This window comes from Geodermatophilus sp. SYSU D00814, from assembly GCF_054050055.1.
Genome location: NZ_JBJGYP010000016.1, coordinates 47,937 through 61,753 on the forward strand (window position 1 = coordinate 47,937; position 13,817 = coordinate 61,753).

The 13,817-nt window shown below is 75.5% G+C and carries 16 protein-coding genes; 8 read left to right on the top strand and 8 right to left on the bottom strand.

Features of this window, described 5'->3' with window-relative positions; genetic code table 11:
• Window position 1: 1 nt before the first annotated feature.
• The gene (locus ACI780_RS14040; RefSeq protein WP_457003592.1) at window positions 2-1,549 is read right to left on the bottom strand and encodes a cytochrome ubiquinol oxidase subunit I; all 1,548 of its coding nucleotides are present in this window, start codon (window positions 1,547-1,549) and stop codon (window positions 2-4) included.
• Between the two features lie 171 nt (window positions 1,550-1,720).
• On the opposite strand from ACI780_RS14040, the gene ACI780_RS14045 reads away from it, so the two are divergent.
• A complete protein-coding gene (locus ACI780_RS14045) occupies window positions 1,721-2,086 on the top strand; it encodes a BlaI/MecI/CopY family transcriptional regulator (RefSeq protein WP_456872700.1) in 366 nt (121 codons plus the stop codon).
• Between the two features lies 1 nt (window position 2,087).
• Window positions 2,088-3,017: a M56 family metallopeptidase gene (locus ACI780_RS14050; protein WP_457003594.1), complete on the top strand. Its 930-nt coding sequence runs from the start codon at window positions 2,088-2,090 to the stop codon at window positions 3,015-3,017.
• 65 nt (window positions 3,018-3,082) lie between these two features.
• On the opposite strand, the gene ACI780_RS14055 is transcribed toward ACI780_RS14050, so the two are convergent.
• A complete protein-coding gene (locus ACI780_RS14055; protein WP_457003596.1) occupies window positions 3,083-3,976 on the bottom strand; it encodes an oxidoreductase in 894 nt (297 codons plus the stop codon).
• 64 nt (window positions 3,977-4,040) lie between these two features.
• Between ACI780_RS14055 and ACI780_RS14060 the strand changes: the two genes are divergently transcribed.
• Entirely contained in the window at window positions 4,041-4,622 is a 582-nt protein-coding gene (locus ACI780_RS14060) for a TetR/AcrR family transcriptional regulator (RefSeq protein ID WP_456870528.1), read from the top strand.
• A 7-nt stretch (window positions 4,623-4,629) separates the two neighbouring features.
• Here ACI780_RS14060 and ACI780_RS14065 read toward each other — a convergent pair whose 3' ends face one another.
• The 6 genes from ACI780_RS14065 to ACI780_RS14090 all read right to left on the bottom strand — a co-directional run bounded on the left by ACI780_RS14065 (window position 4,630) and on the right by ACI780_RS14090 (window position 9,383).
• Window positions 4,630-6,864, bottom strand: coding sequence for a heavy metal translocating P-type ATPase (locus tag ACI780_RS14065; protein WP_457003598.1), 2,235 nt, complete (start codon window positions 6,862-6,864; stop codon window positions 4,630-4,632).
• Window positions 6,861-7,742, bottom strand: coding sequence for a hypothetical protein (locus tag ACI780_RS14070; protein WP_457003600.1), 882 nt, complete (start codon window positions 7,740-7,742; stop codon window positions 6,861-6,863). The genes ACI780_RS14065 and ACI780_RS14070 overlap by 4 nt, the downstream gene beginning before the upstream one ends.
• Before the next feature lie 25 nt (window positions 7,743-7,767).
• The gene (locus ACI780_RS14075; RefSeq protein WP_457003602.1) at window positions 7,768-7,977 is read right to left on the bottom strand and encodes a heavy-metal-associated domain-containing protein; all 210 of its coding nucleotides are present in this window, start codon (window positions 7,975-7,977) and stop codon (window positions 7,768-7,770) included.
• Window positions 7,978-8,000: 23 nt separating this feature from the next.
• Window positions 8,001-8,312: a metal-sensitive transcriptional regulator gene (locus tag ACI780_RS14080; RefSeq protein ID WP_456870532.1), complete on the bottom strand. Its 312-nt coding sequence runs from the start codon at window positions 8,310-8,312 to the stop codon at window positions 8,001-8,003.
• Window positions 8,313-8,327: 15 nt separating this feature from the next.
• Window positions 8,328-8,777 carry a MerR family transcriptional regulator gene (locus ACI780_RS14085; protein WP_457003605.1) on the bottom strand — a complete coding sequence of 150 codons (450 nt, stop codon included), beginning with the start codon at window positions 8,775-8,777 and terminating at the stop codon, window positions 8,328-8,330.
• A 123-nt stretch (window positions 8,778-8,900) separates the two neighbouring features.
• On the bottom strand, window positions 8,901-9,383 hold the full coding sequence (locus ACI780_RS14090) for an Hsp20/alpha crystallin family protein (RefSeq protein ID WP_456870534.1): 483 nt from the start codon (window positions 9,381-9,383) through the stop codon (window positions 8,901-8,903).
• Window positions 9,384-9,605: 222 nt separating this feature from the next.
• Between ACI780_RS14090 and gdhA the strand changes: the two genes are divergently transcribed.
• Genes gdhA through ACI780_RS14115 form a run of 5 tightly spaced genes read left to right on the top strand, consistent with a single transcriptional unit; the run spans window position 9,606 to window position 13,731 of the window.
• Complete coding sequence (gdhA, locus tag ACI780_RS14095; protein WP_457003607.1) at window positions 9,606-10,955, top strand: NADP-specific glutamate dehydrogenase; 1,350 nt, start codon at window positions 9,606-9,608, stop codon at window positions 10,953-10,955.
• A gap of 58 nt (window positions 10,956-11,013) precedes the next feature.
• Entirely contained in the window at window positions 11,014-11,472 is a 459-nt protein-coding gene (locus ACI780_RS14100; protein ID WP_456870536.1) for an STAS domain-containing protein, read from the top strand.
• A gap of 48 nt (window positions 11,473-11,520) precedes the next feature.
• Complete coding sequence (locus tag ACI780_RS14105; protein WP_456870537.1) at window positions 11,521-12,795, top strand: YibE/F family protein; 1,275 nt, start codon at window positions 11,521-11,523, stop codon at window positions 12,793-12,795.
• A complete protein-coding gene (locus ACI780_RS14110; protein WP_457003610.1) occupies window positions 12,792-13,412 on the top strand; it encodes a class I SAM-dependent methyltransferase in 621 nt (206 codons plus the stop codon). Before ACI780_RS14105 ends, ACI780_RS14110 begins: the two co-directional genes overlap by 4 nt.
• Complete coding sequence (locus ACI780_RS14115) at window positions 13,402-13,731, top strand: TraR/DksA family transcriptional regulator (protein ID WP_456870539.1); 330 nt, start codon at window positions 13,402-13,404, stop codon at window positions 13,729-13,731. Before ACI780_RS14110 ends, ACI780_RS14115 begins: the two co-directional genes overlap by 11 nt.
• Window positions 13,732-13,817 lie beyond the last annotated feature (86 nt).

Below are 13,817 nucleotides of genomic sequence, written 5' to 3' on the forward strand. Positions count from 1 at the left end.
CCTAGTACGCGAAGGAGAGGACGTCGTCGTCGCTGCGGTCGTCGTCGGGCCGGTCGTCGTCCTCCCGGGACGACCCGACAGCCGGTGGCGTCGCCGTGGTGTCCCCGGTGGTGACGCCGCGGCGGAACAGCCGGACGAGGATGGCCAGCTCGACGACGGCGAGCACGCCGTAGAGCAGGGCCAGGCTGATCAGCGAGGTCCACACCTCGGCGGCGGTGACGCCGGGGGAGACGGCCTGGGCGGTGAAGAACCACACCTGCTCGGCCACGGGGACGTCGGGGTTGGGGTAGACGACGAAGGGCTGGCGGCCGATCTCGGTGAAGACCCAGCCCGCGGCGTTGGCCACGAACGGCGCGCCGACGGCGGCCAGCGAGCCGTAGACCCCGATCCGCGACGTCGGGACCCGGCCGCGGCGGGTGGCCCACAGGGCGTAGGCCGCCACCCCCGCCGACACCCCGCCCATGCCGATCATCAGGCGGAAGCTCCAGTAGGTGGCCGCGAGCACCGGGGTGTAGTCGATCGGCTGCCCGGCGCGGTCGCCGAAGGACGGGTCGTCGGGGTAGGTCTCGCCGTAGACGGCGGCGTACTCCTCCTGCAGCTCCTCGATGCCGGGGACGGGGGAGGAGAGGTCGCCGTGCGCCAGGAAGGACAGCAGCCCCGGGATGGTGTAGCTGTGCACGTCGTCGCACTCGTTGCTGCCGAGCTTGGCCCAGGCGAAGACGGAGAACGGCGCCGGTGCCTCGGTCTCGCACAGGGCCTCGGCCGAGCTCATCTTCAGCGGCTGCTGGTGGTACATGAGCTTGCCCTGCCAGTCACCGGTGACGGCGACCAACACGAACGCCGCCAGCGAGACGTACCCGCCGAGCCGGACCGAGCGGCGCCACACCGAGTGGTCGACGTCGGTGGTGGGCGCCTGGGCCAGCTTCCGCTTCCGCAGCTGGTAGAGGCCGATGCCGACCAGCAGGGCGCCGGCGACCATCAGCGCGGCGACGATCGCGTGGGTGAAGGCGGCCAGAGCCGTGTTGTTGGTCAGGACGGCGAGGAAGTCGACCTGCCGCGGGCGGCCGTCGGCGCCGACGGTGACGCCGACCGGGTGCTGCATCCACGAGTTGGCCGCGATGATGAAGTACGCGCTGACGATCGAGCCGATCACCGCGGCCCACAGGGCGGCGAGGTGCAGCTTCTTCGGGATGCGGCCCCAGCCGAAGATCCACAGGCCGAGGAACGTCGACTCGAGGAAGAAGGCCAGCAGCGCCTCCATCGCCAGCAGCGAGCCGAAGACGTCGCCCACGAAGCGCGAGTACTCGCTCCACGCCAGGCCGAACTGGAACTCCTGGACCAGGCCGGTGGCCACGCCGAGCACGAAGTTGACCAGGTACACGCGGCCCCAGAAGCGGGTCATCCGCAGCCACTCCGGCTTGCCGGTGCGCACCCACATCGTGTGCATCACCGCGACCAGGATGCCCAGGCCGATGGTCAGCGGGACCATCAGGAAGTGGTAGACGGTCGTGATGCCGAACTGCCACCGGGCGATGTCGAGGACGTCCACGCCACCTGCTCCTCACCTGCCGGTACCCCCGGCGACACCTCCTTTCTACGCCTCGTAGAACTACTTCTCTACGACCCGTAGAAGAGGTCGGGGGTGATGTGCGCGACAGGGTGCGTGCACCCGGTGGCGGGCGCGTTCTACGCTGGGTAGAACCGTCGGACAGGAGGGGTCGTGGCGTCGCTGGGGGACCTGGAGCGCACCGTCATGGACGTGCTGTGGGCGGCCGAGGGGCCGGTCGCGGCGGCGGAGCTGCGCGACGCGCTGGCCGACCGCGAGCTGGCGCTGACCACCGTGCACACCGTCCTGTCCCGCCTGGAGGGCAAGGGCTTCGTCGAGCACGACGACGCCCGGCCGCGCCGCTTCCGCCCGCGGGCCACCCGCGAGCAGCACGCCGCCGAGCTCATGCACGAGGTGCTCGGCCGCTCCGGTGACCGGCAGGCGGTGCTGGCCCGGTTCGTCGGCGGCGTCGACCCCGAGGAGGCCCGGATGCTGCGGCAGCTGCTGGACGGGAGCGCGCCGGACGCCGGCTCCCGCTGACGTGCTGCCCGCCACCGCCGCGGCGCTCGCGGTCCTCGCCGCGGCGCTGGCCTGGCCGGTGCCGGCGCTGCTCGGCCGCGCCCGGTGGCCCCGCCGCGACCCGCTCGTGGCGCTGGTGTGCTGGCAGGCGATCGGGCTGGCCGGCGGCCTGTCGATCATCGGCGCGCTGCTGGTGCACGGACTGGCGCCGTGGGGTCACTCGCTGCCCGAGGCCGGCGCGGCGGTGCTCACCGGCGACCCGGCCCGCGACCCCGTCCGCGGCGACCACTGGGTCACCCTGACGCTGGCCGCCGTCCTGGCCGTGGAGCTGCTCGGGGTGCTCGCGCTGTCCTGGGCCCGCACCGCCCGCACCCGCCGCCGGCACCGCGCGCTGCTCGAGCTGGTCGTGCGGCCCGCCGACGCCGTCCCCGACGCCCGGCTGCTCGAGCACCCCGCGCCGGTGGCGTTCTGCATCCCCGGCGCCCGGCCGCTGCTGGTGCTCTCCTCGGGCATGGTCGCCGAGCTCGACGACGACCAGCTCGCCGCCGTCGTCGCCCACGAGCGCGCCCACCTCGCCGAGCACCACCACCTCTACCTGCTGCCGTTCGTGGCCTGGGAGGCGGCGCTGCCGGTGCTCCCGGCGGCGGCCCGGGCGCACGCCGCCGTCCGGGAGCTGGTGGAGATGCGCGCCGACGACCGGGCGCTGGCCTCGCTGCGCGGCCCGGACCCGCGGCGGACGCTGGCCCAGGCGATCGTGGTCGCGGCCGGTGGCGCGGGCGGAGGGGTGCCGAGCGGGGCGCTGTCGGTGGGCGGCAGCGCCGTCGGCGCCCGGGTCGTGCGGCTGCTGTCCCCGTCGGCGCCGCTGCCGCCCGCGGCCCGCGCCGGCGCGCTGCTGTGCGCGGGCCTGCTGCTGCTCGTCCCGACCGCCCTGCTGCTCCTCCCGGCGCTGTGAGCGTGCACGTCCGCGGACGTGCCCGGCCGGCGGGCGGGGTGGGCCGTGCACGTCCGCGGACGTGCTCAGACGGCGGCCGGCAGGACGGCGGGGAGGTCGACGCCGGTGAGCTCGGCCGAGGCCGCCCACAGCCGGGCGGCGAGGTCGGGGTCGCTGGCCGCGCGGGTGCGCCCGACCAGCGTCGGCTCGCCGCGGACCTCGAAGGCGCCGTCCGGGCCGGCGTAGCTGCCGCCGGGGAGGTCCGCGGTGGCCACGAACAGCGTGGGCAGCGCGCCCTGCGCGGCCGACTGCGCGATCACGCGGTTGCCCAGCGCCATCACCGCGTGCTTGACCCGGTTCCCGGTCCGGCCCTGCAGGTTGGTCGCCGACCAGCCCGGGTGGGCCGCCATCGCGCGCACCGGTGAGCCGGCCGCGGTCAGCCGGCGCTGCAGCTCCAGGGTGAACAGCAGGTTGGCCAGCTTCGACTGGCCGTAGGCCCGCTCCGGGGAGTACCCGCGGCGCTCCCAGTTCAGGTCCGTGAGGTCGATCGAGCCGACCCGGTGGGCCGTCGAGGCGACCGTGACCACCCGGTCGGTGACGTGCGGGAGCAGCTGCACGGTGAGCGCGAAGTGCCCCAGGTGGTTGGTGCCGAACTGCAGCTCGAAGCCGTCGGCGGTCCGGCCCTCGGGGACCATCATGATCCCCGCGTTGTTGACCAGGAGGTCGAGCGGGCCGCGCCACCCGGCGGCGAACTCCCGCACCGAGGAGAGGTCGGCGAGGTCCAGCCGCCGCACCTCCACCTCGCCGGGCAGGCCGGCGGCGGCCGCCTCGCCGCGGGCGACGTCGCGGACGGCGAGCACCACGCGGGCGCCGGCGCCGGCGAGTGCGCGGGCGGTGGCCAGGCCCAGCCCGCTGGTGGCGCCGGTGACCACGGCGGTGCGGCCGGCCTGGGAGGGGATGGGGAACGAGGGGATCGTCATGCCGAGTGAATGTAGTCGCCGTCAACAATGTGGTCAACGTCTACTCCGAGTACGCTCCCGCGACGTGCGCACCGCCGAGCAGCCCTACCACCACGGGGACCTGCGGGCCGCCCTGCTGGACCGGGCGGCCCAGCAGCTGCGCACCGGCACGGTGGCCGACCTGTCGCTGCGGGCGCTGGCCCGCGACCTCGGCGTCAGCCACGCGGCCCCGAACCGGCACTTCCCCGACCGGCAGGCCTTCCTCGCCGCGCTCGCCCGCGCCGGGTGGGAGCGGCTCGACACCGCCCTGGCCACCGCCGACCCCGGCGCCGGCGCGGGGCTGCGCCCCCGGCTGCTCGCCCTGGGGCGCGCGTACGTGCACTTCGCCACCGGGGAGCCGGCGCTGCTCGAGCTGATGTTCGCGGGCAAGGCCGCCGGCGAGTCGCACGAGGGCCCGGGACTGTCCGGGCCGGACGCGGTGGTCGCCGACGCGCAGGCCCGGGGCGAGGTGCGCGCCGGCGACCCGGCCGCGCTGGCCACGGCGCTGTGGGCCGCGCTGCACGGGGTGGCCGCGCTGTCGGTCAGCGGCGTGCTGCGCGGCGGCGACGTCGACGCGCTGCTCGTGCAGACCGTCGACGCCCTCCTCGAGGGCCTGCGGCCCCGCTGAGCGCGGGTCAGTCCGGGACGGCGGAGCTCGCGTTGCCCGGCAGCGGCGCGAACCGCCGCAGCCGCAGGCTGTTGGTGACGACGAACACCGAGCTCAGCGCCATCGCGGCACCGGCGATCATCGGGTTGAGCAGCCCGGCCATCGCCAGCGGGATCGCCGCGACGTTGTAGGCGAACGCCCAGAAGAGGTTGCCCTTGATCACCGCGAGCGTGCGGCGGGCCAGCCGGACGGCGTCGGCCGCGGCGCGCAGGTCGCCGCGCACCAGGGTGAGGTCGCTGGCCTGGATCGCCACGTCGGTGCCGGTGCCCATGGCCAGCCCGAGGTCGGCCTGGGCCAGCGCGGCCGCGTCGTTGACGCCGTCGCCGACCATCGCCACGGTGCGGCCCTGCGCCTGCAGCCGCCGGACGGCCTCGACCTTGTCCTGCGGCAGCACCTCGGCCACCACGTCGTCGACGCCGACCTCCGCGGCCACCGCGGCGGCCGCGGCGGCGGAGTCGCCGGTGAGCAGCACCGGGCGCAGCCCCAGGTCGCGGAACTGCCGCACGGCCGCGGCCGAGGTCGGCTTGACGGTGTCGGCGACGACCAGCACGCCGCGCGCCGCGCCGTCCCAGCCGACGGCGACCGCGGTGCGGCCGGCCGCGTCCGCGGCGGCCACGGCCCCGGCCAGCTCGGGGGCCAGCGGGCCGACCAGCGCGGGGCGCCCGACGACCACGGGCACGCCGTCGACGGCGCCGCGCACGCCGCGCCCGGCCTCGTTGCCGAACCCGGTGACGGCGGGCAGTGCGCCGAGCCGCGCGCGGGCGGCGGCGGCGACGGCGGCGGCGATCGGGTGCTCGGAGGCGTCCTCGAGCGCGCCCGCCCGGCGCAGCACCTCGTCGGGGTCCTCGCCGTCGGCGGCGACGACGCCGGTCAGGCTCATCCGGCCGATGGTGACGGTGCCGGTCTTGTCGAGGACGACGGTGTCGACCCGGCGCGTGGACTCCAGCACCTCCGGGCCGCGCACCAGGATGCCCAGCTGCGCGCCGCGGCCGGTGCCGACCATGAGCGCGGTCGGCGTGGCCAGCCCGAGCGCGCACGGGCAGGCGATGATCAGCACGGCGACGGCGGCGGGGAACGCCCCGGTCATCCCCGCGCCGGTGCCCAGCCAGAACCCGAGCGTGGCGGCGGCCAGCGCCAGCACCACGGGCACGAAGACGCCGGAGACGCGGTCGGCCAGGCGCTGCACCTGGGCCTTGCCGTTCTGCGCCTCCTCGACCAGCCGGGCCATCTGCGCGAGCTGGGTGTCCGAGCCCACCCGGGTGGCCCGCACGACCAGCCGGCCGCCGGCGTTGACCGTCGCGCCCACCACGGGGTCGCCCGGGCCGACCTCCACCGGCACCGACTCGCCGGTGAGCATCGAGGCGTCGACCGCCGAGGAACCCTCGACGACCGCGCCGTCGGTGGCCACCCGCTCGCCCGGCCGGACGACGAACAGGTCGCCGGCGTGCAGCTGCTCGACCGGGACGCGGGTCTCGGCGCCGCCGCGCAGCACCGACACCTCGCGGGCGCCGAGTTCGAGCAGGGCGCGGAGCGCCGAGCCGGCGCGGCGCTTGGCGCGGGCCTCGGCGTACCGGCCGGCCAGCAGGAAGGTGGTCACCCCGGCGGCGGCCTCGAGGTAGACGTCGCCGCTGCCGTCGGTGCGGGTGACGGCGAGGGAGAAGCCGTGGGTCATGCCGGGCTCGCCGGCGGTGCCGAGGAACAGCGCGTACAGCGACCACAGGAACGCCGCGCCGGTGCCCAGCGAGACGAGGGTGTCCATGGTGGCCGCGCCGTGGCGCAGGTTGGTCCACGCGGCGCGGTGGAAGGGCAGCCCGCCCCAGACGACCACCGGCGCGGCCAGCGCGAGCGACAGCCACTGCCAGTACTCGAACTGCAGCGCCGGGACCATGCCCAGCAGCACCACCGGCAGGCTGAGCAGCGCCGAGACGACGAGCCGCTGCCGCAACGCGGCGTCGGGGTCGGCCTCCGGGACGTCCTCCCGCGGCGGCGCAGGCAGCGCGGCGGTGTAGCCGGCCTTCTCCACGGTGGCGACGAGGTCCTCGGGGACGACGCTGCCGCCGAAGGTGACGCGGGCCTTCTCGGTGGCGTAGTTGACCGTCGCGGTGACGCCGTCGAGCCGGTTGAGCTTCTTCTCGATGCGGGCCGCGCAGGACGCGCAGGTCATGCCGCCGATCGACAGCTCGATCTGCGTGGGGGTGGTCACGGGGCGCTCCGGGCGGTCACGGGGAACACGGCGGTGCGGACGACGTCGCCGTGCCGGAAGTCGAGGAAGAGCCGGTGCTCGCCGGCCGCGGGCACCTCGACGGCGAAGCGCACCGCACCGCCGGCACCGCCGGTCGGGTGGACGTGCAGGTAGCCGAGGTCCCCGGCCCGCAGTGCCACCAGGTGGCCGCGCGCGCCGAGGTACGGCTGCAGGTCGGTCACCGGCGCGCCGTCGCGGGTCACGGTGAGGACGACCTCCGACTCGCGCCCGGCCACCAGCTCGCCGTCGAGGGTGACGGTGTAGCCGTCGACCTCGGCGGTCGCCGACGGGTCGGGCGGTGGCACCGGCTCCCACGGGCCGCCGACGGCGAGGTCGGCGCCCAGCACCAGCCCGGTGCCGTGCGCGGTCGGCGTGGCGTCGGCCAGCACCCGCCACGGGCCGGGGGTGAGTGCGACCGTCGCCGTCCAGGTGCCGTCGGGGGCGAGGACCGGGTGCAGGTGCTGGTAGCCGGTCAGGTCACGGCGGACGACGACGAGGTGCAGGTCCTGCTCGTGCACGGTCTCGTACGCGGTGACCGGGGCGCCGCCGGGGCCGAGCAGGCGGAACGACAGCGGGACGGCGTCCCCGGCGGGCAGCGCGTCGGCGGCGAGGTCGAGGGTGTGGCCCTCGGCGGAGACGGCCAGGCCGGCGGGCTGGTCGTGCGGCTCCTCCGGGACCGCCCCGGCGTGCCCGCCCTCGGCGTGAGGGGTCTCCCCGGCGTGCTCCGCGGCGGCCGGCGCGGCGGCCACCGGTCCCACGAGCGCGCCGACGCCCCACCCGGCGCCGAGGACGGCGGCCAGGCCCAGGGTCGTGGCGGCGAGCCGGACGGGGGTGCGCACGGGGGTGCTCCTCGGGGGGATCGGCTCAGCGGGCGGCGAGCTCGTACCCGGCCTCCTCGACGGCGGCGCGCACGGCGTCGTCGTCCACCGGGGTCTCGCTGGTGACGGTCAGCCCGCCGCTGGACAGGTCGACCTGCACGCCGGTCACGCCGGGCAGGTCGCCGACCTCCTCGGTGACGGCGGCGACGCAGTGCTGGCAGGTCATGCCGGTGACGGTGTAGCTGGCGGTGCTCACGGGGGTCCTCCGGGAGGGTCGGGTCAGGAGCGGACGAGCCGGGCGATCGCGGCGGAGGCCTCGCGGACCTTCGCGTCGGCCTCCGGGCCGCCGGTGGCGACGGCCTCGGCGACGCAGTGCGCCAGGTGCTCCTCGAGCAGGCTCAGCGCCACCGACTGCAGCGCCGAGGTCATGGCCGAGACCTGGGTGAGGATGTCGATGCAGTACTTCTCGTCCTCGACCATCCGCTGCAACCCGCGCGCCTGGCCCTCGATGCGGCGCAGCCGCTTGAGGTGGTCGTCCTTGCGGTGGAGATAGCCGTGGACGTGGCCGGGGGTGGTCTCCGCGTCGCTCACACCATCACTGTACCCCTACCCCCCAGGGGTGTGCAGATCCCCGTCCGGAGTGGGGCTCTCCGGGCTGTCCGAGCGCAGCCGGTCGACGGTGTCGCGCAGCCGGTCGTTGGAGGCCCGCGCGTCGGCGAGCTCGTCCTGCAGGCCGACGATCACCTCGGCCGAGGCGAGCGGGTGCCCCTCGTCGAGCAGGCCGCGCAGACGGGCGGCGAGCACCAGCTGGTGGCGGGAGTAGCGGCGGTGCCCGCCGGGGGAGCGGTGCGGGTGCAGCACCCCGGACCCGTCGAGGCTGCGCAGGAAGGCCGCCTGCACGCCCAGCAGCGCGGCGGCCTGGCTCATGGTGAGCGCGGGGAAGTCGGGGTCGTCGAGCCGGCGGACGGCGTCGGACGCGGTGTCGGTCGCGGTGTCCTGTGGCCGAGGAGTCCCGGGCGCGCCGTCGTCGGCACCGGGCCGTGCGTCGCTGCTCACGGGGGGCTCCTCGTCGGCCGGGGGTGTCGGGTGGGGGTGGGTGCCGGGGGTGTCCCGGGAACGGCGCGGGGCCGGGCCGTGCCGGCCCGGCCCCGCGTGCGGGTCGCCCGATCAGCGCACCCGTCAGCTCTCGACGGCGCGCTGCTCGCTGTCGTGCTCGATGGTCCGGCCCTCGACCTGGGTCGGCACGTCGGCGCGGGTGACGGTGATCTTGCGGGCCCGCGCCTTCTCGGCGACCGGGATGCTCACGGTCAGGACACCGTCGTGGTAGCTGGCCTCGAGCCGGTCGGTGTCGAGGCTGCGGCCCAGCACCAGCTGGCGGGTGTAGGCACCGTAGGGGCGCTCGGCGACGGCCCACTCGGCGTTCTCCAGCTGCGGTACGGAGCGCTCGGCGCTGACGGTGAGCGTGGTGCCCTCGATCGACAGGTCGATCGAGCCGGGGTCGACGCCGGGCAGGTCGAAGTGGGCGACGAACTTGTCGCCGACCCGGTAGGCGTCCATGGGCATGCCCGACAGGGCACGGGCGGTGCCGGTACGGCCGGCGAGCTGGTCCAGTGCGCGGAAGGCGGCGGACGTGGCGGCGAACGGGTCGTACGCGGTCAGCATCTCGGGAACCTCCTGGGAGATCCGGTGTGTGTGCTCCGCTCGGGATGAACCTCAAGCGGTGACTGGAGATTACCTCCCTCGGGCACCTTTGTAAACATCCTCTCCTCCGTGGTGTTCCGCCTCCGGACCGGACCGGCCCCCCTCGCGGCCGCCGGTCCCCGGCCCGACATCATGGCCCCGTCGCGGATCCGGAACGGGTCCGGTCGCAGAGCGGAGGGACCCGTGACCGACAGCCTGCCGCCGGTGGTCGAGCGCATCCACGAGGAGGTGCTGCGCCGCAACCCCGCGGAGCCGGAGTTCCACCAGGCGGTCCGCGAGGTCCTCGAGTCGCTGGCCGTCGTGCTGCGCCGGCACAGCGAGTACACCGAGATGAAGACCGTGGAGCGGATCTGCGAGCCCGAGCGGCAGGTCATCTTCCGGGTGCCGTGGCAGGACGACTCCGGGGAGGTGCAGATCAACCGCGGCTTCCGCGTCGAGTTCAACTCGGCGCTGGGGCCCTACAAGGGCGGGCTGCGCTTCCACCCCTCGGTCAACCTCGGCATCGTGAAGTTCCTCGGGTTCGAGCAGGTGTTCAAGAACGCGCTGACCGGGATGCCCATCGGCGGCGGCAAGGGCGGTTCGGACTTCGACCCCAAGGGCCGCTCCGACGCCGAGGTCATGCGCTTCTGCCAGTCCTTCATGACCGAGCTCTACCGGCACCTCGGCGAGTACACCGACGTGCCCGCCGGTGACATCGGCGTGGGCGCCCGCGAGATCGGCTACCTGTTCGGCCAGTACAAGCGGATCACCAACCGCTACGAGTCGGGGGTCATCACCGGCAAGGGCCTGGGCTGGGGCGGGGCGCTGGTCCGCACCGAGGCCACCGGGTACGGCGCGGCCTTCTTCGCCGAGGCGATGATGGAGGCCGCCGGGGAGTCCTTCGACGGCAAGCGGGTCACCGTCAGCGGCTCGGGCAACGTCGCCGTCTACGGCATCGAGAAGGTGCACCAGCTCGGCGGCACCGTGGTCGCCTGCTCGGACTCCAGCGGCTACGTCGTCGACGAGAAGGGCATCGACCTCGAGGTCCTCAAGCAGGTCAAGGAGGTCGAGCGGGCCCGCATCGGCGCCTACGCCGAGCGCGTCCCGTCGGCGTCGTTCGTCGCCGGCGGCAGCATCTGGGACGTGCCCTGCGACGTCGCGATCCCCAGCGCGACGCAGAACGAGCTCGACGGGGACGCCGCGGTGGTGCTGGCCCGCAACGGCTGCCGCCACGTCGTCGAGGGCGCCAACATGCCGGCCACCCCCGACGCGGTGCGGGTCCTCCGCGAGAGCGGGGCGGCGTTCGCGCCGGGCAAGGCCGCCAACGCCGGGGGAGTGGCCACCTCCGCGCTGGAGATGCAGCAGAACGCCTCGCGGGACCGCTGGACCTTCGAGCACACCGAGGCGCGGCTGGAGGAGATCATGCGCGGCATCCACGAGCGGTGTGCCGCCACCGCCGAGGAGTACGGCTCCCCGGGCGACCTCGTCCTCGGCGCCAACGTCGCCGGCTTCCTGCAGGTCGCCGAGGCCGTGCACGCCCACGGGCTCGTGTGAGGCGCTCCGGGACGCGGGCCCGGGCATGGGATCCGCGGGCAGCGGGCAGTGCGCGTACATGAGCGAGTCCGTACCGCCCCAGGAGGAAGAGGCTGCCGAGCCGCCCGACGGGACCGCCCCGGAGGTCACCGCCGAGCTCGACGGCGACGTCAGCCGCGTGACGGTCACCGGGGAGCTCACCGAGGCCGCCCGGCGCCCCCTGGTCCGCGCGGTCACCGACCAGCTGCTGTCGGTGCCCACGCTGTCCCGACTGGAGCTGCTGCTCGGCGGGGTGACGTTCATGAACTCCGCCGGCATGGCGGTGCTGGTGCAGCTGCAGCGCATGACGCAGCCGCGCGCGGTCACCGTCGCCCTGGTCTCCCCGCCGGCCGCGGTCGCCCGGCCGCTGCAGCTGACCGGCCTGTGGCGGCGCTTCGAGGTCGTCGACCCCGAGGCCGGGCCGGCCGACGCCGGCGGCTCCCCGCCGTCGGGCGCGCAGACCCGGCGGCCGGACGGGCCCGACGGGCGCAGCGCCTGACCCGGTGTCGGACCGGGTCCGCAGCGGCGCGGCTCCTAGCCTGACCGGGTGCCACCTCCCTCCCACGGTCACTCCCACGGTGCCGACCCCGACGCGCCGCCGCCGACCCCGGAGACGCTGACCCGCCGTCGCCGGGCGGTGTGGCTGATGCTGCTGCTCCTGGTCCCGGCGGGGCTGGCCACCGTCGTCGGCCTGGTCGTGCTCTGGCCCGCTGACGAGCCCACCCGCGCCCAGCAGGTGGCCGAGACCTTCCTGCCGCCGGGCACCACCTACCCCGACGGCCGGATCGTGTCGCTGCAGACCTTCCCCTGCGGGGACCCCGGCACCGCGCAGGCCACCTGCGCGACCGCCGTCGTCGAGGTGCTCGAGGGGCCCGGCGCCGGGGAGTACCAGCAGGTCGACCTCGCCGCCGACGTCGTCGCCAACGGGGTCGCCGAGGGCGACACGGTCGTGCTCACCCGCGATCCCGGTGCCGAGGGCGGCGCGAGCTACCAGTTCTACGACCTCGCGCGGGCGACGCCGATGCTGGTGCTCGCCGTCGCCTTCGCGCTCGTCACCGTCGCCGTCGCCCGGCTGCGCGGGCTGGCCGCGCTCGTGGGCCTGGCGTTCGCCTTCTTCGTGCTCCTGCAGTTCGTGCTGCCCGCCCTGCTGGCGGGGTCCTCGCCGACGCTGGTCAGCCTCGTCGGCTCCGCGGCGATCATGTTCGTCGTCCTCTACCTCGCCCACGGCTTCTCGGCCCGGACGACGACGGCGCTGGTGGGCACGCTGTTCGGGCTGGCGCTGGTGACCGTGCTCGGTTCGGTGTCGGTCGGCGTCGCGCGGCTGACCGGGCTGACCAACGAGGAGACCATCCAGCTGGCCACCTTCGACCCGACGCTCGACTTCTCCGGGCTGGTCATCGCCGGGGTCGTCGTCGCCGGGCTCGGGGTGCTCAACGACGTGACGATCACCCAGGCCTCGGCGCTGTGGCAGCTCAAGGAGGTCGACCCGGCGATGGGGTGGCGCGACCTCTACCGCCGCGGCATGGCGGTGGGCCGCGACCACATCGCCTCGACGGTCTACACGATCGTGTTCGCCTACGCCGGGGCCGCGCTGCCGTTGCTCTTGCTGTTCGAGCTCTACGCGCAGCCGGCCGGGGTCGTGCTGACCAGCTCGGCGCTGGCCGAGGAGGTCATCCGGACGCTGGTGGGCGCCATCGCGCTGGTGCTGGCGGTGCCGGTGACGACGGCGGCCGGCGCGTTCTTCGCCACCGCGGCCGGGACGGCGGCCGGCGCCGCCCCGGAGAAGCGGATGTCGGCGCTGCGTGCGAGGTTCGCCCGGTGAGCTCAGACCTGCTGGCCGCCGCCCGCGCCGCCCCCGGCTTCATGCCCGACGACGAGGGCCGCGCCCTGTACGAGGCCGCCCGCGCCGTCGCCGTCCCCGGGCCGCTGCTGGAGGTCGGCTCGTGGATGGGGAAGTCGGCGCTCTACCTCGCCGCCGCCGCGCGCGAGACCGGACGGCAGGTGGTCACCGTCGACCACCACCGCGGGTCCGAGGAGCACCAGCCCGGCTGGGAGTACCACGACCCGTCGCTGGTCGACCCCGCCGTCGGGCTCGTCGACACCCTGCCGCGGTTCCGCCGCACCGTCGCCGACGCCGGGGCCGAGGACGTCGTCGTCGCCGTCGTCGCGCGGTCGGAGGTGCTCGCGCCGCTGTGGTCGACGCCGCTGGCGCTGCTGTTCCTCGACGGCAGCCACACCGAGGAGTCCGCCCGCCGCGACCAGGACGCCTGGGTGGCCAAGCTGGCCGTGGGCGGCACGCTGGCCATCCACGACGTCTTCCCCGACCCCGCCGACGGCGGCCAGGCGCCCTTCGGCGTCTACACGCGGGTGCTGGCCGGCGGCGACTTCACCGAGCTGCCCGGCACCGGGTCGCTGCGGCTGCTGCGCCGTGAGCGCTGACCGGCTCGGGGCGGAGCGCGCCGCCGCCCTGGCACAGATCGCGGCGCTGACCCGCGAGTTCGACGCCGTGGTCGCCGCCTCGCAGGCGTCCAACGCCGACGACGAGCACGACCCGGAGGGCGCGACCATCGCCTTCGAGCGCCAGCAGCTGGCGGCGCTGCTGGAGCAGGCGCGGCGGCGGCTGGCCGAGGTCGACGCCGCGGTCACCGCCGTCGAGGCCGGTACCTACGGGCGCTGCGAGACCTGCGGCGCGCCGATCGCGCCCGAGCGCCTCGAGGCCCGTCCCACGACTCGGACCTGCATCGCCTGCGCGACCTGACCCCCTGAGGCATAGGAAGCTCTCCCCACGTATCCGGGCCCCGGACGTGAGGAGAGCTTCCTATGCCTCGGCGGCGCACACGCTGC

Bases quoted from the DNA above. Each gene is read 5' to 3' on its own strand.
- ACI780_RS14055 (WP_457003596.1), bottom strand. From the start codon at position 3,976: ATGACGATCCCCTCGTTCCCCATCCCCTCCCAGGCCGGCCGCACCGCC.
- ACI780_RS14090 (WP_456870534.1), bottom strand. From the start codon at position 9,383: ATGCTGACCGCGTACGACCCGTTCGCCGCCACGTCCGCCGCCTTCCGC.
- ACI780_RS14100 (WP_456870536.1), top strand. From the start codon at position 11,014: ATGAGCGAGTCCGTACCGCCCCAGGAGGAAGAGGCTGCCGAGCCGCCC.